Below are 23051 nucleotides of genomic sequence, written 5' to 3'. Positions count from 1 at the left end.
TGTCAGACCCGCTGCTCCCGCAGGTCGGTGACCTCGGCGGCCGGCGCCCAACCCTGGTAGACGCCGAAGTCGAAGACCTCCAACCGCATCGCCTCGGCCACCGGCCAACGCCCACCCGTGTACTCCACGCGAAGCCACGCGTCGTGCTCACCGAGCACGATGAACGGCTGCCCCTGCCACGTGCAGGTGGTCCGCACGTACGCCAGGTCCTCGATCTCACTCGCCGGCAGCACCCGCACGTACCGGCCGGGCCGGACCTCCTCGAAGCCCTCAGCCGGCTCCGGCTGGTACAGGCGGATGTCGTCGCCGTCCGGGCTTGCCTGATACTCCCGGCCCCGCCAGCGGGCCACGTAGCCGTCCCGCATCACGCCTCCCCGACCCGTCGCCACACCACGGCGTCCGTGTCGAGCACCGCGACCACCCGCTCGGTGCCGTCCCCACCGATCCGCCAGAGCTGCGCGCCGTGCGGAAGCCGCACGCTGTCCACCTTGAACTCCGCCACCACGTCACTGCTCTCGCCGGGGGCGAACCCGTTGCCGCGGAACGGCGGGCGTTCGATTACCCAGCCCTCCATGGCCCGCATCGCCGCCTCGTTCTGCCCGCCGTACGGGATCCGGTAGAGGCTGGGCCGGTGCGCCGGCCAGCGCAACACGTAGATCTCCTCGGCGTCCCGCACGAACGGCGATCCCGGGTAGCTGAGACCGAGCGCGTCGTGCAGCTCGGCAGGCGTGGTCAGGTGCGCCAACTCCCCCGCACGGTGCACGAAACCGGAGACCCTGTCGTACCCGCGCTCCAGGTAGTACGCGAGCTGGCTCGGCGCGATCGCCTTCTGCATCACCGTCGGACGGGTCGGGTCGACAGCAGCCGGGGCGTACCGAGGGCGGGCAGCGGGTTCCTCCACGGCCGCCGGCTCCTGCGGATCCACTTCGAGGTCGTCGCCGAGTCCCACCTCGGCGGCCCAGTTGGCCAGCGCGACGATCTGCTCGCCGGGCAGCTTGGCACCGACAGGCGTGCCCGGGTTGACGGCGAACGACCAGTCCTCGTCCGGCCAGCGCCGGATCAGCTGGGCGAACTTCACCCGGACCGTGTCGACATCGCCCTCGGTGTGGTCGGCGAGGCGCTCCGGCGACGTGTAGACCACTACGTACGTCTCGCCGTCGAGTTGCGCGGTGCGCCAGACGAAACCGGGGTCGCCGGGCCGGCTGCCGCGCGCCGAATCCGGTGCTGCCGGAAGCAGCACCCGGGCCAGCAGAAGGGTGGACAGGAACGTGTCAGTGCTGCCGGCACCGGCCGCGCTGAGCAGGTCCTCCTCGACGGTGTTTGCCGGCTCGAAGTCCACCGGCGCTGGCGCGTCGGCCGGTGGGCGCTGCCCGTCCGCGACCGGGGGCGCTGCGCTGTCGCGGGCGGTCGCGTCGACGCGTGCCGTCTCCACGCCGCTGTCCACCGGGTAGGGCGACGCACCAGCGTCCGCACCCACCGGGGAGGGCGATTCACCGTCCGCAGCCGCTGGGGAGGGTGATCCGTTGACGTTCGGAGCGATCGGGGGAAGCAGGCTCCCTACGTGCTCGCCTACCGGCGCCGCACGGTCGTCCCCGCCGAGCCGGTCCGCGCCGATCCAGTCCGAGTCGATCCGGCCCGCACCGCTCACGTCGACGGGCGACGCGCCGAAGCCCGCGCGTTCATCAACGACCGGGGTGCCGGCACGGTCGTCGGCGCGCGGGCCACCCGCGTCGGCATCCACCGGACGCTCGCCGACCACGTCGGGGCCGGCGTCTGCCGGCGCGGACATCCGGCGCGCGGCCGCAGGCTCGAAAAGGCTCGGCTCGGACGGCACAGGTCGGACCGGCGGAGCCGGGTCGGAAGCGGAAGCCCCGAACGGCGCCGCGTCGGAAGCGGACGTGCCGAACGGCGCCGGGTCGGGAACAGGCGCGTCGGGCTTGTCGAACGGTGGCGGGGCGGTGGTCGGGCCGGGGCGGGGGGCTGCCTCGACCCGGGCGTCCGGTTCGGGCGTGTCGGTGAGGTCGCGGGCCTCGATGATGGTGCCCTCGATGACGATGGGCGTGAAGCCCCGCCGTGAACCGGGCGGCCCGGAGACCGGCTCCGCCACCGATGGCGGTACCTCCTCCGCGGGCTCGAACTGGCGCGGGTCGATCGGCCGGCCGCGCGGGATCGCCTGGGTCTCGTCCTCCGAGGGTCGCCCGGCCGGGTGCGGCGCAGGCGCGCCGGCGGCCGTACCGGGCACCCGGAAGGCACGGGTGGGCTCGTGAGCCAGCGGATCGGGGCGGCGGGGTGGCAGAGGCTGGGTGGCCTCCTCGCTCGCCGAGGGCGCGCGTACCCCTCTGGGTGCGCCCAGGTCGCCGGCCGGTGGCCCGGCGGTGGCCGGTGGCGGCATCGGGAAGGCCCGGGTGGGGCCGTCGTCGGCGGGGCGGCGGCGCGGGAAGGGCTGGCTGCCCCGGGCGAACCGGGATGGCGGCACCGCGCGGTCGCCGGGGCGGACGTCACCGGGGGTGGTGCCGGACGGACGGCTCCGACCCGATGTCGGTTCGAAGAAGGAGCGCCGACCGTCCGGGACACTGCCGTTGGCCGCAGCCGGGTCGTCGGTGTCGGCGGCCGGCCGGCTCGCGGGCGGCCAGCCCGCGCCGGCCGAGTCGGTCGGTACGGGAGCGGGTCGGTCGGGGGGAGCCAACGCCGCGTACCGGGATGCGCCGGCATCGGATCGCGCCGGCCGGGGCGGGCCGGTCGGGTGCCGCTGGCCGGCGGCGGGCATGTCGTCCACACCGGACCCTCGCGACAACCCGCCCGTCCCAGGTGTGGGGGTCGGCACCGTCGACCCACCTACCGGAGGGACGGCGGTCGTCGGCGAGGGACGCGCGGACGGGGTGGCCGCCGGTGCCGGCCCGGTGCCGGGTGCGGCATCCCGGCTGGTCGTACCGGCTCTGGACCGGGCCAGGGTCTCGGCGCGTTCCAGCCGTGCGCGGGCACCCATGGCCCGGCCGGGCAGCCGGACATCGCCACGCGAGAGCTGGGAGACGAACCAGGCCGGCAGGTAGCCCTCGACGGGCAACCCCGGGTTGACCGCGAGCCACCACTCATGGTTGGGCCAGCCCAGGGCGAGGTCGGCGAACGGGACGCGGCGGGTGCCGGCGGTGTGCTCGCCGAGGCAGGCGCGCAGCGCGGCGGAGGAGGTGAAGGCCAGTACGTGGGTCCGGCCGCCGGTGGTCCAGGTGCCCCAACCGGAGGGCGGCTGGCCGGGCGGCGTCGGCGCGGAGACCGGCAACAACAGATCGGTACGGGACAGGAGGCGGAAGTAGAGCTCCTGGTCATTGGCGCGCAGGGCTTCCCGCATCGCCACCTCGGCCTCCGTGGCCGGCTCCCATTCGGTCACGGCCACCTCCCCTTCCGAGAACAGGCCACAGGTATCGCGTACAACCTACAAGGTGGTATCAAGATCACAATGGCTGGCCGGCGGCGGCCCGCCGAGGTGTCGGCGAGGCGATAACATCCCGTTCCGGAGCCGACACGATACGGAGGCCGTCGATGTCGCTGTCGATCGCGCGCCCGGTCCTGGCCGGTCTGTCGGCAGCCCTGCTGACCGGCGCGGTCCTTCCGCCCGCGGCCGCTCACGCCGCACTCCGGGAGGCACCGGCCTGCGCGACCCCATTCGCGCCCGTCCGGCCGGTGGATGCCACACCCTGGCCACAGCAACGGTACGACCCCGCACGGCTCACCCCGCTGACGACCGGAGCCGGAGTGACCGTCGCGGTCGTCGACTCCGGGGTCGACCGGGTGCATCCTCAACTGGCCGGGCGGGTGCGGGCGGGCACCGACCTGCTCGACCCGGGCGGGGACGGCGGGCGGGACTGCGCCGGCCACGGCACCGGCGTCGCGAGCATCATCGCGGCGACCCCCCGATCCGGCATCGCCTTCCACGGCCTCGCCCCGGGTGCCCGGATCCTGCCGGTACGGGTGAGTGAGCAGCAGGTGGTGCAGGGGCGGGAATCGGGACGTACGGTAAGCGCCGACGAGTTCGCCCGAGCGATCCGCTGGGCCGTCGACCACGACGCCGACGTGGTGAACCTCTCCGTCGTGCTGTACACCGACGACCCGCAGGTCCGCGCCGCGGTGCAGTACGCCCTTGACCGGGACGTGGTGCTTGTGGCCGCCGCCGGCAACCTGCACGACAGCGGGAACCCTCGCCCGTTCCCCGCCGCGTACGACGGTGTGCTCGGGGTGGGTGCGATCGCCGTGGACGGCGCACGGGCGGCCTTCTCCCAGATCGGCGCGTACGTCGACCTGGTGGCACCGGGCAGCGACGTGCTTGTGGCCGCACCCGGTCAGGGTCACCAGCGGGTCGAGGGCACCAGTTACGCGGTGCCGTTCGTGGCCGCCACCGCTGCGCTGCTGCGGTCGTACCGGCCCGAGTTGACCGCCGCTCAGGTGGCGCAGCGGATCGTCGCGACGGCCGACCCGGCGCCCGGCGCGGGCCACGGCGGCGGGTACGGCGCCGGTGTGCTGAACCCCTATCGAGCGGTCACCGAGACCGGCGGCGGCGCCACGGCCCCTCGGCCGGTTGCCGCGCTTGCCGACGACCGGGCCGACCCGGTGCTGCTCGCCCGCCAGGAACGCCGTGCCACGGCACGGGACCGGGCTCTGGCGGTCGGCGCGGTGATCGGCACTGTGGCGGTCGCCGTGGTGCTGCTCGCCCTGGTGCTGCCCCGAGGGGCACGTCGACGCTGGCGTCCGGCCGAGCCGACCTGACCCCGGCACCGCGCGCAGCCGGCGTGCCGCAACCCGGGCGGCTCATCATCAGGGAAGGCGGCCGGGAGCGCCGACGCGACGTCGGTCAGCGCTCCCGGCCCGCCGGTTTCACTGGAACAGCCCGGTGTTCTTCTTCTCGGTGTCCAGATAGTCGGCGGCGGAGTCGTCCACCGCCAACTTGATGGCGCGCAGCATCGCCTGGAGGTCCTGCGAGGCGGACTGCCACCGCTTCTGGCGTTGCTCGTACGCCTGTCGTGCCTCGCCCGCCCAGCCGGCCACCAGAGGGGCGGCGTCGCGTTCGAGTTGGCCGAGCTGCGAGTCGAGCGTGTTCAGCGCCTTTTGGATGTCAGCGCCGGCCTGTTGCAGCGCGGCGAAGTTGACGACCAGCACACCGTTGTCCATCGAAGCTCCCTTTCCAGCGGGTCAGAGCGGCAGCTGGATGCCGCCACGGTTGGTGCCGGACACCCGGCTGGCCGCCTCGTCGTCCGAGACGTCGTACTGCCGGCCGGCGGTGCGGATGGCACCGGCGGTTTCCCGCAGCGCCCGGTGCAGCGCCGCCTGGTCCTGCGACCACTGCTGCTTGACCTGCTCGAACGAGCGCCCTCCGGCGCCACGCCATGCCTGTTGCAACACCTCCAGCTCGGCCAGCAGGCCGGTAAGCATGGACTGCAACGACTGGTCCACCTGCTCGAACTTCGCAGCGGTCTGCTGCATCACCGCCGCTTCTGCCTGGGTTTGGGACACCCGGACGTCACCTCGTCTCCTCGGTCGTGTCTGGCCGTCGACGCGCTCGCCGTGGGGGCGCATCGCTCGCGTGGCCCGGTCGATGAGCACGGTGGACGCGGGTCAGCGATGAACTTCGTGGCTGACGGTAGCGGCACGGTAGCGGTTCTGCTACCCCGCTCCACTCCCCTGTGGACAACTACGAAGGCCATCGGTCACTTACGATGTGCAGCAGCCATGTCGCGGCGTGTGACGGGCCGCCGGAGCGGTCCCGCAGCGGACCGGCGGGCCCACTCGGCCGGCCGGGGCCTGCCGCCTCGACACGGTCCACACTGGTCGAGGAGGTGCCGTGCCGGCGATCACCACCGGAGGGCAGCAGCCAGCGGTCCCGGTCGGCTCCGACCCGGGCGCGGCCGGCACCTGGCCCGCTGGCCGGCCGACCGCACCCCCCTGGAGCGACCCGTCCAGCGCCCCGGAAACAGGCACGGGCACCGGCAGGCCCGCGCCCACCGGGCACGGCACACGCGTCGGCACCGGGCCGGGCACGTCTGGCGGCGCCGACGAGCGCGACGCACTACGCAGGCGGTCTGTCGCCCGAAGGGCTCCGGTCGGAGGGCGACCGGGCAGCGGGTTGCGCGCCGGCCAACTGGTCACCGGGCAGGTCGCCGTCGCACTCGTCGTGGCCGCCCTGGACCGGGGGACGCCGCTCACGGTCGCGGCCCTGCTGGCGGCGGTGCTGCTCGTGGCAGTCGCCGCGGTCAGGGTCCGGGGTCGGTGGCTCTTCGAGTGGCTGGGCACAGCCTGTGGGCACCTGACCCGTCGCCGGGCGCTGGCCGGGCAGGCCGGCCCCACCGAGCTACTCGACCTGGTGGCGCCGGGTGCGGTGATCCGCTCGACGGAGCTGTCCGGTGGGCCGGCGGCGGTTCTGGAGGACACCGGCGGCCTGGTGGTGCTGCTGGAGCTCGGCGACCCGGGGGATCTGCTGGGGGACGCGTCCCGGGCGATCCCCGCACCGGCCGCGCTGCTGCCCACGCCGGGGCCGGACGTCCCGCCACTGCGGATCCAGCTGCTGCTCTCCGGCACACCGGCACCCGTGCCGGCGGCGGGCGGAACGGTCGGCACGTCGTACCGGCAGCTCACCGACGGTCGGCTCGCCGGGCGGGAGCGGGCGGTGCTGGCGGTCCGTGTGCTGCGGGTGGACGGCTGGTCGGAGGAGGATCTGCGCCGGGTGCTCACCGGCACGGCGCGCCGGATCGTCCGTCGACTCGGGCCGCTGAACGCCCGGCCGCTCGGCGTACCCGCTGCGCTTCGCGTTCTCAGCGAGTTGGCCCATCTCGACGGCGGCCCGGTGCGGGAGTCCTGGCCGGTGCTGCGGTGCGGCACCCTGGTCCAGGCCACGTTCCGGCTGGTCCGTTGGCCGGAGGCCGGCGGCGCCGCCGCGCGGCCGCTGGTGCCCCGGCTCCTCGCGTTGCCGGCGACCGCGACCACTGTGTCACTGTGCGCCGGCCCGCCGCCGGCCGGCGGCACGGGCGAAACGCCGACCGAGCTGACGGTACGCCTCGCGGCCGGAACCCCTGCCGAGCTGACGGTGGCCGTCGAGGCGCTGGAGCGCCTGGTGACCGGCCTCGGTGGTGGGCTGCGGCGGCTCGACGGCGCGCACCTGGCCGGACTGGCCGGCACGCTGCCGTTGGCGCTGGCCGCCCCCGGCGTGCAGCCGGGGCCCGCGCTCGACGACTGGGAGCTGACCCTGGGCGGGGCCGGAATGATGGTCGGCACGAACCGGCACGGCGGCGCGGTCACCGTGCGGCTGTTCCGCCCGGAGAGCACACGGGTGCTGTTGGTGGGTGGGGTGCGGGCCGCCCAGTTGGTGGCGCTGCGGGCGATGGCTCTTGGCGCGCTGGTAGTGGTGCAGACGGCGCGACCGCGCGCCTGGGAGCCGTTCGTCCGGGGGGTGGGTGCACCGGGCGGGACGATCCCGCTGATCCCGCCGGGTCGGCCGGTCGCCGACGGGGTGGGCACGGCGCTGCGGCCGTTGCTGCTTGTTGTCGACGCCGGGCCGGTGGCCGTCGAGAGCGAGCCGGGCCCTCGGTGGCGGGCCACCCTCGTGGTGCGCGACGAGCTGACCCCGGCGGATGTGGACGCGCTGAGCCGCGTCGACCTGGCGGTGCTTCAGCCGCTGCACGCGGCGGAGGCCGCGCTTGCCGGTGCGGCGTTGGGGCTGGGCGGCTCGGCTGACTGGCTCACCCGGATCCGGGACGACATGGTGGCGGTGGTGAACCGCCGTGCCCTGCGCTGGGCGCTGCTCTCCCCCACCCCTATCGAAGCCCAGCTGATCGGGCGGCCGGCGCGGAGGTGAGCCCGGCCTCGCATGGTCAACCGGCCGGTTACGTCGCTGGCTGGTCCGTGGCACGATCCCGGCCATGGGTTTTCTGAAGGGGTTGTTGATTCGGCTGGCCACGACGGCGCTGGCCTTCTGGTTGGCCACACTCGTCATTCCGGGCATCGACCTGGAATCGAGTTCCACTGTCGAGACGGTCACCACGCTGCTTCTGGTGGCGGCGATCTTCGGTGTGGTCAACGCGGTGCTCCAACCGATCATCAAGACCGTCGGCTGCGGCTTCTACCTGCTCACCCTTGGCCTCATCGCGCTTGTGGTGAACGGGTTGCTGTTCCTGCTCACCAGCTGGATCGCCGACCAGGCCGGGCTGCCGTTCTCGGTGGACGGCTTCTGGCCAGCCGCCGTGCTCGGTGCCCTGTTCGTGAGCATCGTGACCTGGATCCTGGGCGCCGTCCTCGACCGGGACTGACCGACGACCGACCATCACCCGACCTGCGCCGCCCGGCTCCGACGGAGCCGGGCGGTTTGCTGACCAGACTCCGGGAATTGGTCGGCGCGCAGGCCGGCCGGGTCGGTTAGCGTCGCCGACGTGTTCTCTTCGACCCGCAGCGACGGCCACCTGATCAGCGCCGATCCCGCCCGGCTCGACCTGGATCTGGTCCATCACTGGCTGTCCACCGACGCGTACTGGGCGCTGGGGCGGGATCGGGAGACTGTCGGCCGGGCGTTCGCGGGGTCGTTGCCGTTCGGTGTCTACCGGCCCGGGGACGGCCGTCAGGTAGCTGTGGCCAGGGTGGTGACCGACGGCGCCACCTTCGCCTGGCTCTGCGACGTGTACGTCGACCGCGCCGCCCGGGGTCTCGGGCTCGGCGGTTGGCTGGCCGAAACGGTCCGCGACCACCTGGCCGACCTGGGCGTACGCCGGATCCTGTTATGCACCAACGACGCGCACGAGGTGTACGCGCGGGTGGGCTTCACGCCGCTGGACGCCCCGGAGCGGTGGATGAACCTCGACCGGAGGCCACCCGTGACCCCGCTCACCGGAAAGGAACAAAGCAGCAGCTCACCCCTTACGGTGGAGACGTGACGCCTCTCCGCCTGGGATACCTCTACGGCTTCGGCGCGTACCTGATGTGGGGGTTCTTTCCGCTCTACCTCAAGCTGCTGCAACCCGCCGGCCCGATGGAGATCCTCGCCCACCGGATCGTCTGGTCGGTGGTCTTCGTGGCCCTGCTGCTGGGTGCGCTGCGCAACGTCGGCTTCCTGCGGGCGCTGCTGGGCCGGCCGCGGGCGATGGCCGGGATCGTGGCCGCTGCCGCGTTGATCGCTGTCAACTGGGGCACCTACATCTACGGGGTCGATTCCGGTCGGGTGGTGGAGACCGCGCTCGGCTACTTCATCAACCCGCTCGTGGTGGTGCTGCTCGGGGTCACTGTGCTGCGGGAGCGGCTGCGCCCGATGCAGTGGGTGGCGTTGGGCATCAGTGGGTCGGCGGTCGCCGTGCTCACAGTGGACTACGGCCACCTGCCCTGGCTGTCCCTGACGCTGGCCTTCAGCTTCGCCGGCTACGGCCTGGTCAAGAAGCGGCTCGGGCTGCCGGCTGCCGAAGGGCTCTTCGTCGAGTCGGCGGTGCTGGCGCTGCCCGCGCTGGGCTACCTGGCCTGGCTGACCCGCAACGCAGAGCTGACCTTCGGGCACGTGTCGGCCGGGCACACCGCCCTGCTGGTGCTGGCGGGCGCGGCCACAGCGATCCCGCTGCTGCTCTTCGCTGGCGCCGCCAACCGGCTGCCGCTGACCGGCCTCGGCATGATCCAGTACGTGGCGCCGATCCTCCAGCTCGTCTGCGGCGTGCTGATCTTCAACGAACCGATGCCACCGGCCCGCCTCGCCGGGTTCGCGCTGGTCTGGGTCGCCCTCGTCGTCTTCACCGCCGACGCCGTCCGGCACGCCCGCCATAATCGGGCACGCACGCGTGCCGCCGCTGCCGAGGTGCCCGTCGTCGCCGCCTGACCTACCTGCTCAGGGGACCAGGTAGGTAAGCAGAGGTGTCCCGTCGGCCCGCTGTAGCTCGACGCTCACCAGCTCGGCGTCGGTGAACCGGGTCATGCCGGTGAACCGCAGGTCGTCGCCCGGAGCGGCGAGCCACGAGCCGATCTGCTCGCTGGCGCCGTTCGGGCCGCGCGCCACCAACCGGAACGGGTACGCCTTGCCGTAACTGGTCCGCGCGTCGTAGCCGCAGTGCATTGTCACGACGGTTCCCCACTTGGTGCCGCTGAGCCCGATCTCGGCGTGCACCGGCCCGGTGGACGCCACAGGCCGCATGGCGACCATCGACGCCTGCGGGCCGGGGCGGGTGGCCTGCGCGTCGGGGGTGCGGGGCGGGGCGGTCTGGCGGGGCAGCACGGCTGCCGTGCCGGCACCGACCACGACCGCCAGCGCGGCGGCGGCCAGCCCGGTCAGCGCGTACCGGCGGCGCGTCGCGGACCGCTCGCGGCGTCGACGGTTCCGTGCCTCCTCCAGCAACGTGGGCACCCGGGGCGGTGCCGGCGGCGGCAGGAACTGCTCCAGGCCCGCCGGGTCGAGCCGGCCGAGCAGCCCGGGCAACACAGCGATCTCGGCGACAGCGTCCCGGCAGGAGGCGCACCCTCCGAGGTGCCGCTCGTACGCCGCCCGCTCGGCGGGAGCCAGGGCGCCCAGCACGTACGCGCCGTCGTCGTGCGCGAACTCGCACCGTGTCATCCCGTCACCCCCATCTCGGCCAGGACCAACCGTAGTGAGCGCAGCGCGTAGTGGGTGCGCGATTTCACGGTGCCCGGCGGCACCCCCAAGCGGGACGCCGCCTCGGCCACCGACCGCCCCTGGTAGAAGCACTCGACGAGCACCTCACGGTGGGTCGGTGTGAGCCGGTTCAACGCCTCGGCGACCGTCCACGCCTCCACCGCGCGCTCGGCCTCGTCGACGGCGTCCGGCGGCTCGGGCAGCTCGTCGGTGAACACCTCACCGACCCGTGTGGACCGTCGCCGCCAGGCGTCGATGGCCAGGTTGCGGGCGGTAGTGAACAGCCAGGCGCGTACGGAGCCGCGTCGCGGATCGAGGGACTCGGGATGCCGCCAGGCTCGCAGCAGCGTCTCCTGCACCAGGTCCTCGGCCCGCTGCCGGTCGCCGTTGACGAGCCGCAGGGCGTGCGCGTACAGCGCTTCCGCGTGCTCGTCGTGCAGCGCCCGGAGCAGTTGGGCGTCGTGGTCGCTGATGGCGGTCTCCTCACTTCCGGCGCGGGGTCCGGCGGTGCGTCCGCTCGGGTATACGTGCCGTCACGCCGATCGGTTCAGCCCGAGGTCAGACGGCCCGTGCCGGAGAGGTGTTCATGTCCGGTTCATGCGTGGGCCGGCGACCGCTGACCAACAACGCCAACCGTGGCGTGGGCAGCAACCCGAGGGCGGACGAGGCCAACCCGCGCATTGCCCCCCGAAGGGCCCTCTGCCAGCCTGGCAGGGGGCCCTTCGGCCGTCGGTCGGGTCAGTGGTCGGCGGCGATGCCGTCGGCGACCGCGCGGGCCACAGTGAGCAGCTTGGCGCGTACGACCCGCGCGGAGGTCATCATCTCGCTCGCCGGGAGGGCGCAGGCGAGCACGACGCGGCGTTCCATGTCCTTGTCCGGCGCGACAAGCACCGCCGCGCAGGCCACACCCTGACGGAACTGCCCCAGCTCCAGCTGCATGCCGCGCCGGTCACCGGCTGCCAGGTCGGCCTCGAACGTCTCGGTGGTGGTGAGCGTGGCGTTTGTGAACGGGCGCATGCCGTACTCACGCAGGTAGCGGAACCGCTGCTCGGCGGTCAGTGTGGCGAGCAGGCACTTGCCGAGCGCTGTCGCGTGCGCCCCTTCGTCGAACCCGGGAACCAGATCCTCCAGGTAGGGCGAGCGGTGACCCTCGGCCATGGCCGTGAGGGCGACCTGGCCGCCCACGAACCGGCCCAGGTAGTGGCTGTAGCCGGTTTCCACGGCAGCCCTCCGCAACGTCTCACCCACGGCGGGCGGGCCCCGGAACGCGGTCACCAGCTCCCGGTAACGGTCGGCGACCTCAAGCCCCACGATGTACGTTCCGTCCTCCCGACGGATCACGTAGCCCTCGTAGGCAAGGGTGCGGACCAGGTGGTAGGTCGTGGCCACTGTCAGCTCGCACCGTCGGGCGATCTGCTTGACAGTCAGGCCCTTCGGGGCGCGACCGACCGACTCCAGAACCCGCAGTGCGCGAGACACACTGCGGATCAGGTCCGAAGGTTCCGCCAAGGGGTCGCGCACAACCACCTCCGCCGCCGGGGACTTACACCATATGAAAAACAGAGCGGGTGCGAAATGCCTGTTCGGGTCGAGGATGCCAGATCACCATCCACTGTTCGTGCGTCAACGGTCACCGAGAGTCGCCTGACATGACTCGCGTAGGTTAGCCGGACGATGACCAACACGCCTCTCACCTCTGCTCCGGACGCCTCCCGGACCCGCCCGATCCGGGCCAGCGCCGGTGCCGTCGCCACCACCGTGGCCTGCGTACTGCCTGTCTTCCTGCTCGGCGGCCTGGCCGTGCAGATGGCCGCCGACCTCGACTTCTCCCCGGCCGGCCTGGGCCTGGCGGTGGCCGTCTACTTCGGTGTCAGCGCGCTGGCCTCGGTCCCCTCCGGCCGCCTCGTCGAGCGGCACGGTCCGGCAGTGGTGGCCCGCTGCGGCATCGTGCTGGCCGCGGCGTCGATGCTGGCCATCGCGGCGCTCGCCAGGTCGTACCCGGTGCTGCTCGGGCTGTTGGCGCTCAGCGCCGCCGCGAACGCCCTCGGCCAACTGGCGAGCAACGCCGCGCTGGCCGAGCACGTGCCACCGGGCCGGCAGGGGTTGTCGTTCGGTGTCAAGCAGGCGGCCATTCCGGTCTCCACCCTGCTTGCGGGGGCGGCGGTGCCAACCATCGCGCTCACCGCCGGCTGGCGCTGGGCGTTCGTGGCCGCCGCCGTCGCGGCTCTGACGACGCTGCCCGCCGTACCCCGGCAGGTGTCGGGTCGGGCTCGGCGGGCCGCCGCCGCCCGGGCCGGCGGCGCCACGGCGGCGCTCGTGGTGATCGGCGCGGCGGCGACGTTGGCGGCGGCGGCCGCCAACGGGCTCGGCACGTTCCTGGTGGACTCCGCCGCCGCCCGGGGCCTCTCACCGGGTCTCGCCGGCCTCACCCTCACCCTGGGCAGCGCGGTATGCGTGGCGGCCCGGGTGGGTGCCGGCTGGCTGGCCGACCGACGTGCCAGCGGTCACATCGCTGTCATCGCCGGGATGCTCGTGGTCGGGGCATGCGGAATCGGGCTGCTCGCGCTGGCCGGCACGGTGCCGCTCGTCGTGGGCGTGGTGCTCGGCTTCGGCCTGGGGTGGGCCTGGCCCGGCCTGATGAACTTCGCGGTGGTCCAGCTGCACCCGCAGGCACCGGCCGCCGCCACGTCGATCACCCAGACCGGGGTGTACGCGGGCGGCTGTCTCGGCCCACTGACCCTCGGTCCGTTGGCCGCGCACCTCGGCTACCCGACGATGTGGGCTACAGCGGCGGTGTCAATGCTGCTCGCCGCCGCCCTCATGCTCACCGGCAGCCGCCTGCTGCTCCGTCCAGGTCAGCCCACGTAGGGCCGGCGTACGAGGTCAGCTGGTGCGGTCGGCGATGTAGTCGCAGAGCGACTCCAGCGCCCGACGCGACGGGGTCTCGGGAAGCGGCGCCAGTTGGGCGCGGGCGTCCTCGGCGTAGCTCCGCACGGTCTCGCGCGCCCGCTTCAGCGCCGGGCTCTCCCGCAGCAGCCCCAGGGCCTCGGCGTGCAACGCGTCGTCGACGAGCGGGCCGGTCGCCAGGATCTCCCGCAGCCGCACCGAGGACGCGTCGGAGTCGTCCGCCGCGCAGGCGTAGAGCACCGGCAGCGTCGGAACGCCCTCGCGCAGGTCAGTGCCGGGCGTCTTGCCCGACTGCACCGACTCGGAGGCGATGTCCAGCAGATCGTCGGAGAGCTGGAAGGCGACGCCGATCGTCTCGCCGTACCCGGCCAGGGCCTCGACGTGCTCGCTGGGGGCGCCACCGAACATGCCGCCGAAGCGGGCCGACGTGGCGATCAGGGAGCCGGTCTTCTCGGCGATCACACTCAGGTAGTGCGCCACGGGATCGTCACCGGGACGCGGGCCCACCGTCTCCGCGATCTGGCCGTGCACCAGGCGGGCGAACGTACGCGCCTGCAACCGGACGGCCTCGGGGCCCAGGTCGGCCGCGATGTCCGCGGCACGGGCGAAGAGGTAGTCGCCGACCAGGATGGCGACCGAGTTGGTCCAGCGGGAGTTCGCGCTCGGCGCACCCCGGCGCACGGCCGCCTCGTCCATCACGTCGTCGTGGTAGAGCGTGGCCAGGTGGGTGAGCTCCATCACCACTGCCGCCGGAACGACCTGTGCGGCGTTGGGATCGCCGAACTGGGCGCCCAGCGCCACCAGCAGCGGCCGGAAGCGCTTCCCTCCGGCCTCGACGAGATGCCGGGCGGCCTCGGTCACGAACGGGTCGGCGCTTGCCACACTGGCCCGCAACTCGACCTCGACCTGGTCCAGCAGGCCCAGCACGGACGCCTCGACGCGGGAATCGGCGAGATGGAGGCCGAGCGCGCCGAACTGACTCGTGCTCGCCCGACCCCGGCGACCGCCGGAGCCGGTGGCACCTGAACGCTCGCCAGCCGGATTCACCACGCTATCAACCATGCCACATGCGTTCGACCTGCTCCGGGTCGGGGATACGACCGGGGGCCGACACGCCCTCGAGCGTGTCGGCCCCCGGTGACCGAGGTCGGCCTCAGCGAACGAATTCGGCGGCTCCGTTGGCGAGATCCAGCAGCGGCGCCGGGGCGATGCCCAGCGCCAAGGTGGCCAGCACGCCGATCATCAGCGCGGCGGAGGTGAGCCCGCCGGGCACAGTGACCGTCGGGGTGGACTCGCCCGGCTCGGACAGCCACATCATCACCACGACCCGCAGGTACGGGAACGCCAACACCATGCTGGTCAGCACACCCGCGATCACCAGCCAGCCGTGCCCGCTGTCCAGCGCCGGCCCGAAGACCGCGAACTTGCTTGTGAAGCCGCTGGTCAGCGGGATACCGGCGAAGGCCAGCAGGATGAACGTGAACAGCCCGGCGTAGAACGGGGAACGCCGACCCAGCCCTGCCCAGCGGGACAGGTGGGTCGCCTCCCCGTCGGCGTCGCGGACGAGTGTCACCACCGCGAACGCGGCGAGCACCGAGAAGCCGTACGCCACCAGGTAGAACATCGTGCCGGAGAGCCCGTCGCGGCTCGGCGCTAGCACGCCGACCAGCAGGTAACCGGCGTTGGCGATCGACGAGTACGCGAGCAGCCGCTTGATGTCGGTCTGCGTGACCGCGAGCACCGCGCCGACGAGCATCGTCAGCACCGCCACCGCGCCGAGCACCGGGGTGAAGTCCCAGCCGGCACCGGCGAACGCCACGTGGAAGACCCGCAGCAGCGCGCCGAACGCGGCGACCTTGGTGCAGGCCGCCATGAAGCCGGTGACAGGCGTCGGAGCGCCCTGGTAGACGTCCGGCGTCCACACGTGGAACGGGGCAGCGGCGGCCTTGAAGAGCAGGCCGATGGACAGCAGCGCCATACCGGCGAAGAGCAGGACCGGGCTGGCCGGCGACTCGGTCACCGCCGCGTTGATTGTGGCGAAGTCGACCCCCGCCTCCCGGCCGGGAATGCCGGAGGTGAAGCCGTAGATCAGCGCCACACCGAACAGGAAGAACGCCGAGGCGTACGCGCCGAGCAGGAAGTACTTCATCGCCGCCTCCTGGCTCAGCAGACGCCGGCGACGGGCCAGCGCGCAGAGCAGGTACAGCGGCAGCGAGAAGACCTCGAGCGCGATGAACATGGTCAGCAGGTCGTTCGCCGCCACGAAGATCAGCATGCCGCCGATCGCGAAGGAGACGAGCGGATACACCTCGGTGAGCCCGTTGCTGCCCTCGGCCTGCCGCCGGTCGTCGGCCGACTCGGCGGTCACCGCGGCCTGCGCCACGAATGCGCTGCCCCGCTCCACCGAACGGTCACCGATCAGCAGCAGCGCCATCGCGGCGAGCACCAGGATCGCGCCCTGGAGGAAGAGCGTCGGCCCGTCCACAGCGATGGCCTGACCGGCAGTGATGAGCCGGTCGTCAGCGTTGAGCACAACCATTGTCAGCGCGGCGAGGATGGCCAGCAGCGCCAGGGTCAACTGCACGATGTGCCGCCGACGCCGGGGCACGAACGCCTCCACCAGCACACCGAGCAACGCGGTGCCCAGCATGATCAGAATCGGGGCGAGCGCCGCATAGTCGAGCGACGGCAGTTTCAATTCGGTCACTGGGCCGACCTTTCGTTCACGACTGCGGGGCTCGCAAGCTCGCTCCTCGCGTTCACCGATGCCGACCTTTCGTTCACGACTGCGGGGCTCGCAAGCTCGCTCCTCGCGTTCACCGGCGCGCCTCCTGGACGGTGCCCACCGACGGGGCGGGGTCTGTCCTGCCGATGTCGTCCATTGTCGCCTGGACGGCGGGGTTGATCACGTCGGTGACCGGCTTGGGATAGAAGCCGAGCACGATGATCAGCGCGATCAGCGGGGCGACCACCGCCTTCTCACGCAGGTTGAGGTCACGGCGCATCCCGTCGATCTGGGTGAGAGCCGGGTTGAGCGTGCCCTGCGTGGTGCGCTGGACCATCCACAACACGTACGCGGCGGCAAGGATGATGCCGACAGTGGCGATGACCGCCACCGGCTTGTTCACGGTGAACGTGCCGATCAGCACCAGGAACTCGGAGACGAACGGCGCCGTGCCGGGCAGCGCGAGCGAGGCGAGACCGGCGAAGAACAGCACACCCGCGAGCACCGGAACCAGCTTGCCGGCGCCACCGAAGTCGCTGATCAGCGACGAGCCACGCCGGCTGATCAACATGCCCACCACCAGGAAGAGCAGACCGGTGGCCAGCCCGTGGTTGAGCATGTAGAGCACCGCGCCGGTGCCGGCCTGGGTGGTGAAGGCGAAGATGCCGACCCCGATGAAGCCGAAGTGCGCGATCGAGGTGTACGACACCAGCCGCTTGAGGTCGTTCTGACCGACCGCCAGCAGCGCGGCGTAGACGATGCCGATCACACCGAGCGCCAGCGCCCACGGCGCGAACCACTTCGACGCCTCGGGGAACAGCGGCAGGCAGTACCGCAGGATGCCGAACGTACCCACCTTGTCCAGGACGCCGACAAGCAGCGCCGCGGCGCCCGCCGGGGCCGCACCACCGGCGTCCGGCAGCCAGGTGTGGAACGGGAAGAACGGCGCCTTGATGGCGAACGCGATGAAGAACCCGAGGAACAGCCACCGCTCGGTGCCGGTGCTGATGTCGACCTGCGACAGCGCCTGCCAGTCGAAGGTCTTTCCGCCGACCACCCAGAGCCCGATGACCGCGGCCAGCATGAACAGACCGCCGACGAGCGAGTAGAGGAAGAACTTCACCGCCGCGTACTGCCGCTGATGGCCGCCGTAGCTGCCGATCAGGAAGTACATCGGCACAAGCATGACCTCGAAGAACACGTAGAACAGGAAGACGTCGGCGGCGGCGAAGACGCCGATCATCGTGCTTTCGAGGATCAGCAGCAGCGCGAAGTAGACAGGCACGGATCGCTTCGAGGACTCCGCGTCGTGCCAGGAAGCCAGGATCACCAGCGGCACCAGCACCGCGATGAGCATCAGCATCACAAGCGCGATGCCGTCCGCGGCGAAGGTGAAGCTGACACCCCAGTTCGGAATCCACTTGTACGACTCGCGGAACTGGAACCGGTCACCGCCGGCGTTGAAGCTGACCCACATCACCACCGAGAGCACAAGCACCAGCAGCGACCAGGCGAACGCCACCTGTTTCGCCAGCTCCGGCCGGCGGCGCGGCAGGAAGGCCACCACCAGGGCGCCCACCAGCGGCGCCACGGTGAGCACCGAGAGGAACGGGAAGTTGGACATTATGCGGCCTTACCTCCGTCGTGGATGCGTAGCCCGCCGGCGGGGGCGGCCGGAAAGAGGTCGATCACGCGAACCACCCCGCCTGCACCGCCAGGAACGCCGCCATCACCAGCAGCGCACCGGCCAGGATCGAGGTGGCGTACGAGCGGACGAAACCGGTCTGCAGCCGCCGGAGGCGAGCCGACCCGCCGCCGACACCGGCAGCCAGCCCGTTGACCAGCCCGTCGATGCCCCGGTTGTCGAGGAAGACCAGCGCCCGGGTGAGGAAGATACCGGGCTTCTCGAAGACCGCCTCGTTCACCGCGTCGGTGTAGAGGTTGCGCCGGGCGGCGGTGACAAGCACCCCGGCCGGCTGCGGCTCGGTGGCCGTACCGGCCCGGAACAGGAACCAGGCCAGCCCGGCGCCGAGCACTGTGATCAGCAGCGACAGGAAGGTGATCACGGTGTGCGAGAGGACCGCCTCGTGCTCCCCGTGCTCGCCGCCCAGCCCGGCCGTCGCCGTCAGCCAGTCCGGCACCGACGTGGCGAGCAGGAAGCCCGCGCCGACCGAGCCGATCGCCAGCAGGATCAGCGGGATCGTCATCAGCTTCGGCGACTCGTGCGGGTGCTCGATGTCCTCGGTCCACCGCTTCGGTCCGTGGAAGGTGAGCACGAACAGCCGGGTCATGTAGAAGGCGGTGAGCCCGGCGCCGAGCAGTGCGGCACCGCCGAACAGCCACGCCGTCCAGTCGCTGCGCTCGAAGGCGGCCACGATGATCGGCTCCTTGGAGAAGAAGCCGGAGAACGGGAACATGCCGATGATCGCGAGCCAGCCCATCATGAACGTCAACCAGGTGACCTTCATGTACTTCGACAGCCCACCGAAGCGGCGGATGTCCACCTGGTCCTTCATGCCGTGCATGACCGAGCCTGCGCCCAGGAACATGTTGGCCTTGAAGAAGCCGTGCGCCAGCAGGTGCACGATGGCAAGTGCGTACGCGCCACCGCCCAGGCCGACGCCGAGGAACATGTAGCCGATCTGGCTCACCGTCGACCAGGCGAGCACCCGCTTGATGTCGTCCTTGGCCGCGCCGATGATGCAGCCCATCAGCAGCGTGAGCGCGCCGACGCTGACCACCACGAGCTGGAGCGTCGAGTTGGCCGAGAAGATCGGGTTGGACCGGGCGATCAGGTAGACGCCCGCGGTGACCATCGTCGCGGCGTGGATGAGGGCCGACACCGGGGTGGGGCCCTCCATCGCGTCCGGCAGCCACGCCTGGAGCGGGAACTGGCCGGACTTGCCGGCCGCGCCGAGCAGCAGCAGCAGGCCGAGCACCAGCACCGTGGTGGCGGTCAGTGAGCCGACCCCGTTGAACACCTCGTCGTACTGGGTGGTGCCCAGCGTGGCGAACATGATGAAGATGCCGATGGCCAGGCCGGCGTCGCCGACCCGGTTCATCAGGAACGCCTTCTTGCCGGCGGTGGCAGCGCTCGGCCGCCCGTACCAGAAGGAGATCAGCAGGTACGACGCCAGACCGACGCCCTCCCAGCCGAAGTACAGCATCACGTAGTTGTTGCCGAGCACCAGCAGCAGCATGGCCGCGACGAACAGGTTGAAGTACGCGAAGAACCGGCGGCGGCCCGTGTCGTGCGCCATGTACTCGACGGCGTACAGGTGGATCAGGAAGCCCACGCCGGTGATCAGGAGAACGAAGACCGCGGCCAGGGGGTCGAACAGCAGGCCGAAGTCGACACGTAGGTCACCGACCGCGATGAAGTCCCACAGGCTCAGCTCGACCGACTTGTTCTCCAGGCCACGCAGCTGGAAGAAGAAGGTCAGGCCGAGCACGAACGCGGCGCCGATGGCGGCGACGCCCAACCAGTGCCCCCAGCGGTCGGCCCGCTTGCCGAGCAGCAGCAGGACGGCAGCGCTGACGAGCGGGATCGCCACCAGCAGCCAGACACCGCCGAGCAAGCCGCCTGCCGAAGCGTAAGCGACGTCGCCGAGCGGCGCCGCTGCGGCGTGCGCCAGATTCTCTTCCACTGCTTGCCCCTTAGTACTTGAGCAGGTTGGCGTCGTCGACGCTCGCGGAGCGTCGAGTCCGGAAGATCGACATGATGATCGCGAGCCCGACCACGACCTCGGCCGCGGCCACCACCATCACGAAGAACGCCATGATCTGGCCGTTGAGGTCACCGTTGATCCGGCTGAAGGTGACAAGCGTCAGATTGGCCGCGTTGAGCATCAGCTCCACGCACATGAACAGCACGATCGCGTTGCGCCGGACGAGCACCCCTGCGGCGCCGATGGTGAACAGCACCGCGGCGAGGACCAGGTAGTAGTTCGGCTCGACCGAGAAGAACGATTCCATTACTTGTCTCGCCTTCCGTTCGCGGCTGCGGGGCTCCGCTTCGCTGCACTCCTCGCGCTCACCGGTCCGTCCCCTTCAGCGAGGTCTCCTCGGCGGTCAGCTCGCGCTGCGGAAGGATCGCCGGGGTGCTGTGGTCGGTCAGGCGGCCGTCGGGCAGCCGGGCCGGGGTGGCCACCGAGGAGGACGTCGCGAAGACGCCGGGGCCGGGCTTGGGGCCGGGGTAGTTGCCCGGCGCGAAGCGCGCCCGCATCGTCGACGGCTGGTCGACCTTGTCCTGCTTACGGCGCTCGATGTGCGCGAGCACCATGGCACCGACCGCCGCGGTGATCAGCAGCGCCGAGGTCAGCTCGAACGCCAGGACGTACTTGGTGAAGAGCAGCCGGGCGATGCCCTGCACGTTGCCTTCCGCGTTCGCCTGCTCCAGGCCGACAGCGGTGGTGCCGTCCAGCGCGTGGTAGACGCCGCTGCCGATGAGGCCGGCGAAGCCCAGACCCAACACGATGGCGGCGACCCGCTGGCCGCGCAGCGTCTCGATGAGCGAGTCGGAGGCGTCCCGACCGACAAGCATGAGCACGAACAGGAACAGCATCATGATCGCGCCGGTGTAGACGATTATCTGCACCATGCCGATGAACGGCCCGGCCTGGAGCACGTAGAACACGCCCAGGCAGAGCATGGTGAGCACCAGCCACAGCGCCGAGTGCACGGCGTTGCGGGCGGCCACCATCCCGATCGCGCCGATCAGCGCGAGGGGCGCGAGGATCCAGAAGGTGACCTGCTCGCCGCCGGACACCCCGCCCGCCGCGGCCAGCACCGTAGACGTGGTCATGCTCCCTCTCCCTTGCCGGCCGCCGCACGCTGGGCGGCCTGCTCGGCACCCGGGAACGTCACGCCTGGGTGTTCCTCGACCTTGTAGCGGCCGGGGCCCATCGGGGACGTCTCGGCACCGGCGGAGGTGCCCGGGTTGTCGAGCGCGCCGACGTAGTAGTCCTTCTCGCTGTCGCCCAACCGCATCGGGTGCGGCGGTTGCTCCATGCCCTCGAGCAGCGGTGCCAGCAACTGCTCCTTCGTGAAGATCAGATCCTGCCGGTTGTCCCGGGCCAGCTCGTACTCGTTGCTCATCGTGAGCGAACGGGTCGGGCAGGCCTCGATGCACAGTCCGCAGAAGATGCACCGGGCGTAGTTGATCTGGTAGATGCTGGCGTACCGCTCACCCGGCGAGAAGCGCTGCTCGTCGGTGTTGTCGCCACCCTCGACGTAGATCGCGTCCGCCGGGCAGGCCCAGGCGCACAGCTCACAGCCGATGCACTTCTCCAGGCCGTCCGGGTGCCGGTTGAGGATGTGCCGCCCGTGGTAGCGCGGCGCCGAAACCGGCGGCTTGAACGGATAGTCGGTGGTGACGACCTTCCTGAACATGTGCGAGAAGGTGACCCCGAATCCCTTGAACGTTCCGGTGATCGCGCCCACGTCACACCTCCCTGGAGTCCGAGCCGGCGGCGATGTTGGCCGGCTCCCGCTCGGCGACCACGCGCGTGATACGCGGGCTCGGTGGTACCTGTAGATCCATCGGTGGCAGCGGGAAGCTCCCGTACGGCCGGCTGTCCACCTGTTCCTGCGGCGTCTGCGTCGGCTTGGGCTTGCGGCTCGGCCAGAACAGCGTGGCGATCAGCAGGATGCCGGCCGGGATACCGACCGCGATGAGCTTGCCCTGCGAGTCCCAGTCCTCGATGGAGCGCAGGCCCGCCAGGACCAGGATCCAGACCAGGTTGATCGGCAGCAGCACCCGCCAGCCCAGCCGCATGAACTGGTCGTACCGGAGCCGGGGCAGCGTGCCGCGCAGCCAGACGAAGACGAAGACCAACGCGACGACCTTGCCGAAGAACCAGAGCATCGGCCACCAACCGGAGTTGGCGCCCTCCCAGATCGTGAGCGGCCACGGCGCGTGCCAGCCGCCGAGGAAGAGCGTCACGGTGAACGCCGACATCGTCACCATCGCGACGTACTCGCTGAGCATGAACAGCGCGAACTTCAGCGAGCTGTACTCGGTCTGGAAACCCGCCACCAGCTCGGACTCCGCCTCGGGCAGGTCGAACGGCGCCCGGTTGGTTTCACCGACGATGGCGATGAAGAACATGATGAAGCTCGGCAGCAGCAGCAGCCCGTACCAGCCGGGGGCCGGGACCGTGAAGTCGCCGAAGCTGAGCTGCGTGGCGTCGCCCTGTGCGGCGACGATGCCGCTTGTGGACATCGTGCCCGCCGTCATGAACACCGCGACGACGCTCAGGCCCAGCGTGACCTCGTAGGAGACCAGTTGGGCGGCGGAGCGCAGGCCGCCGAGCAACGGGTACGTGGAACCGGACGCCCAGCCGCCGAGCACGATGCCGTACACCGCGAGCGAAGACAGGGCCAGCACCAGCAGGACGGCCACCGGCACGTCGGTGACCTGCAGTGGCGTCCGGTGCCCGAAGATGCTGACCATCGGGCCGAACGGCATCACCGACAGCGCGGTGACCGCGCAGACCACCGAGATCACCGGCGCGAAGAAGTAGACGACCTTGTCCGCCGCTTTCGGCAGGATGTCTTCCTTGAACGCCAGCTTCAGGCCGTCGGCGAGGGTTTGCAGCAGACCGAACGGACCGACCTGGTTGGGGCCGGGCCGCACCTGCATGTAACCCACCACGCGCCGCTCGAACCAGACACCGAGCAGGGTGGCCAGCACGGCGAAGACGAACGCGAAGAGGATCTTGATGAGGACCAGCCACCACGGATCCCGGCCGAAGTCGGCCAGCGTCGGATCCTGGGCTAGGAGGACGCTCACTGTGCCCACCTTTCGTTCGCGACTGCGGG

At 71.4% G+C, this 23051-nt stretch carries 21 protein-coding genes; 6 read left to right on the top strand and 15 right to left on the bottom strand.

Annotated features, from left to right (window positions below; all coding sequences use genetic code 11):
• Positions 1 to 2: 2 nt before the first annotated feature.
• Positions 3 to 368 (bottom strand): hypothetical protein, encoded by a 366-nt coding sequence (locus tag ACLQ23_RS23060; RefSeq protein ID WP_053652250.1) that lies wholly within the window; start codon positions 366 to 368, stop codon positions 3 to 5.
• A complete protein-coding gene (locus ACLQ23_RS23055; protein ID WP_355627550.1) occupies positions 365 to 3385 on the bottom strand; it encodes an SseB family protein in 3021 nt (1006 codons plus the stop codon). Before ACLQ23_RS23055 ends, ACLQ23_RS23060 begins: the two co-directional genes overlap by 4 nt.
• Positions 3386 to 3537: 152 nt before the next feature.
• Here ACLQ23_RS23055 and mycP point away from each other — a divergent pair, with 152 nt between their 5' ends.
• Positions 3538 to 4758, top strand: coding sequence for a type VII secretion-associated serine protease mycosin (mycP, locus tag ACLQ23_RS23050; protein WP_355588089.1), 1221 nt, complete (start codon positions 3538 to 3540; stop codon positions 4756 to 4758).
• A 108-nt stretch (positions 4759 to 4866) separates the two neighbouring features.
• Here mycP and ACLQ23_RS23045 read toward each other — a convergent pair whose 3' ends face one another.
• Together ACLQ23_RS23045 and ACLQ23_RS23040 are read right to left on the bottom strand one after the other, a co-directional pair.
• Positions 4867 to 5160, bottom strand: coding sequence for a WXG100 family type VII secretion target (locus tag ACLQ23_RS23045; protein WP_355588087.1), 294 nt, complete (start codon positions 5158 to 5160; stop codon positions 4867 to 4869).
• 21 nt (positions 5161 to 5181) lie between these two features.
• Positions 5182 to 5502 carry a WXG100 family type VII secretion target gene (locus tag ACLQ23_RS23040; RefSeq protein ID WP_355588085.1) on the bottom strand — a complete coding sequence of 107 codons (321 nt, stop codon included), beginning with the start codon at positions 5500 to 5502 and terminating at the stop codon, positions 5182 to 5184.
• Positions 5503 to 6112: 610 nt separating this feature from the next.
• Between ACLQ23_RS23040 and eccE the strand changes: the two genes are divergently transcribed.
• From eccE to rarD, 4 genes are all read left to right on the top strand, one after another.
• Positions 6113 to 7837 (top strand): type VII secretion protein EccE, encoded by a 1725-nt coding sequence (gene eccE, locus ACLQ23_RS23035; RefSeq protein ID WP_425881065.1) that lies wholly within the window; start codon positions 6113 to 6115, stop codon positions 7835 to 7837.
• 64 nt (positions 7838 to 7901) lie between these two features.
• Positions 7902 to 8288 carry a phage holin family protein gene (locus ACLQ23_RS23030; RefSeq protein ID WP_355588083.1) on the top strand — a complete coding sequence of 129 codons (387 nt, stop codon included), beginning with the start codon at positions 7902 to 7904 and terminating at the stop codon, positions 8286 to 8288.
• Between the two features lie 120 nt (positions 8289 to 8408).
• Entirely contained in the window at positions 8409 to 8906 is a 498-nt protein-coding gene (locus tag ACLQ23_RS23025; RefSeq protein ID WP_355588081.1) for a GNAT family N-acetyltransferase, read from the top strand.
• On the top strand, positions 8903 to 9829 hold the full coding sequence (gene rarD / locus ACLQ23_RS23020; protein ID WP_355627545.1) for an EamA family transporter RarD: 927 nt from the start codon (positions 8903 to 8905) through the stop codon (positions 9827 to 9829). Before ACLQ23_RS23025 ends, rarD begins: the two co-directional genes overlap by 4 nt.
• 9 nt (positions 9830 to 9838) lie before the next feature.
• Here rarD and ACLQ23_RS23015 read toward each other — a convergent pair whose 3' ends face one another.
• The 3 genes from ACLQ23_RS23015 to ACLQ23_RS23005 all read right to left on the bottom strand — a co-directional run bounded on the left by ACLQ23_RS23015 (position 9839) and on the right by ACLQ23_RS23005 (position 12118).
• Entirely contained in the window at positions 9839 to 10558 is a 720-nt protein-coding gene (locus ACLQ23_RS23015; protein WP_355627542.1) for an anti-sigma factor family protein, read from the bottom strand.
• Positions 10555 to 11049 carry a sigma-70 family RNA polymerase sigma factor gene (locus ACLQ23_RS23010; protein WP_053652241.1) on the bottom strand — a complete coding sequence of 165 codons (495 nt, stop codon included), beginning with the start codon at positions 11047 to 11049 and terminating at the stop codon, positions 10555 to 10557. Before ACLQ23_RS23010 ends, ACLQ23_RS23015 begins: the two co-directional genes overlap by 4 nt.
• Positions 11050 to 11335: 286 nt before the next feature.
• Positions 11336 to 12118 (bottom strand): IclR family transcriptional regulator, encoded by a 783-nt coding sequence (locus tag ACLQ23_RS23005; protein WP_355627539.1) that lies wholly within the window; start codon positions 12116 to 12118, stop codon positions 11336 to 11338.
• 153 nt (positions 12119 to 12271) lie between these two features.
• Here ACLQ23_RS23005 and ACLQ23_RS23000 point away from each other — a divergent pair, with 153 nt between their 5' ends.
• Positions 12272 to 13465 carry an MFS transporter gene (locus ACLQ23_RS23000; protein ID WP_355588073.1) on the top strand — a complete coding sequence of 398 codons (1194 nt, stop codon included), beginning with the start codon at positions 12272 to 12274 and terminating at the stop codon, positions 13463 to 13465.
• Between the two features lie 15 nt (positions 13466 to 13480).
• Here the strand turns inward: ACLQ23_RS23000 and ACLQ23_RS22995 are convergent, their stop codons facing one another.
• From ACLQ23_RS22995 to nuoH, 8 genes are all read right to left on the bottom strand, one after another.
• On the bottom strand, positions 13481 to 14566 hold the full coding sequence (locus ACLQ23_RS22995; RefSeq protein WP_355588071.1) for a polyprenyl synthetase family protein: 1086 nt from the start codon (positions 14564 to 14566) through the stop codon (positions 13481 to 13483).
• 91 nt (positions 14567 to 14657) lie between these two features.
• Positions 14658 to 16211: an NADH-quinone oxidoreductase subunit NuoN gene (gene nuoN / locus ACLQ23_RS22990; protein ID WP_355588069.1), complete on the bottom strand. Its 1554-nt coding sequence runs from the start codon at positions 16209 to 16211 to the stop codon at positions 14658 to 14660.
• Between the two features lie 109 nt (positions 16212 to 16320).
• The gene (locus ACLQ23_RS22985; protein ID WP_355588067.1) at positions 16321 to 17853 is read right to left on the bottom strand and encodes an NADH-quinone oxidoreductase subunit M; all 1533 of its coding nucleotides are present in this window, start codon (positions 17851 to 17853) and stop codon (positions 16321 to 16323) included.
• A gap of 64 nt (positions 17854 to 17917) precedes the next feature.
• Positions 17918 to 19876 (bottom strand): NADH-quinone oxidoreductase subunit L, encoded by a 1959-nt coding sequence (nuoL, locus tag ACLQ23_RS22980; RefSeq protein ID WP_355588065.1) that lies wholly within the window; start codon positions 19874 to 19876, stop codon positions 17918 to 17920.
• Between the two features lie 10 nt (positions 19877 to 19886).
• Positions 19887 to 20204 carry an NADH-quinone oxidoreductase subunit NuoK gene (gene nuoK / locus ACLQ23_RS22975; protein ID WP_306272991.1) on the bottom strand — a complete coding sequence of 106 codons (318 nt, stop codon included), beginning with the start codon at positions 20202 to 20204 and terminating at the stop codon, positions 19887 to 19889.
• 58 nt (positions 20205 to 20262) lie between these two features.
• Positions 20263 to 21033, bottom strand: a complete 771-nt coding sequence (locus ACLQ23_RS22970; protein ID WP_355588063.1) for an NADH-quinone oxidoreductase subunit J — start codon at positions 21031 to 21033, stop codon at positions 20263 to 20265.
• Entirely contained in the window at positions 21030 to 21671 is a 642-nt protein-coding gene (gene nuoI / locus ACLQ23_RS22965; protein WP_053652233.1) for an NADH-quinone oxidoreductase subunit NuoI, read from the bottom strand. The genes ACLQ23_RS22970 and nuoI overlap by 4 nt, the downstream gene beginning before the upstream one ends.
• Before the next feature lies 1 nt (position 21672).
• The gene (gene nuoH / locus ACLQ23_RS22960; RefSeq protein ID WP_355588061.1) at positions 21673 to 23022 is read right to left on the bottom strand and encodes an NADH-quinone oxidoreductase subunit NuoH; all 1350 of its coding nucleotides are present in this window, start codon (positions 23020 to 23022) and stop codon (positions 21673 to 21675) included.
• Positions 23023 to 23051 lie beyond the last annotated feature (29 nt).

This window comes from Micromonospora sp. DT41 (genome assembly GCF_049841715.1).
In the GTDB taxonomy this organism is placed as follows: domain Bacteria; phylum Actinomycetota; class Actinomycetes; order Mycobacteriales; family Micromonosporaceae; genus Micromonospora; species Micromonospora profundi.
Note: the sequence above shows the minus strand (reverse complement) of the source record. Positions and strands in the feature narration are given on the sequence as shown.

Bases quoted from the DNA above. Each gene is read 5' to 3' on its own strand.
- ACLQ23_RS22995 (WP_355588071.1), bottom strand. From the start codon at position 14,566: ATGGTTGATAGCGTGGTGAATCCGGCTGGCGAGCGTTCAGGTGCCACC.
- ACLQ23_RS23000 (WP_355588073.1), top strand. From the start codon at position 12,272: ATGACCAACACGCCTCTCACCTCTGCTCCGGACGCCTCCCGGACCCGC.
- ACLQ23_RS23045 (WP_355588087.1), bottom strand. From the start codon at position 5,160: ATGGACAACGGTGTGCTGGTCGTCAACTTCGCCGCGCTGCAACAGGCC.
- ACLQ23_RS22970 (WP_355588063.1), bottom strand. From the start codon at position 21,033: ATGACCACGTCTACGGTGCTGGCCGCGGCGGGCGGGGTGTCCGGCGGC.
- mycP (WP_355588089.1), top strand. From the start codon at position 3,538: ATGTCGCTGTCGATCGCGCGCCCGGTCCTGGCCGGTCTGTCGGCAGCC.
- nuoK (WP_306272991.1), bottom strand. From the start codon at position 20,204: ATGGAATCGTTCTTCTCGGTCGAGCCGAACTACTACCTGGTCCTCGCC.
- ACLQ23_RS22985 (WP_355588067.1), bottom strand. From the start codon at position 17,853: ATGTCCAACTTCCCGTTCCTCTCGGTGCTCACCGTGGCGCCGCTGGTG.
- ACLQ23_RS23015 (WP_355627542.1), bottom strand. From the start codon at position 10,558: ATGACACGGTGCGAGTTCGCGCACGACGACGGCGCGTACGTGCTGGGC.
- ACLQ23_RS23030 (WP_355588083.1), top strand. From the start codon at position 7,902: ATGGGTTTTCTGAAGGGGTTGTTGATTCGGCTGGCCACGACGGCGCTG.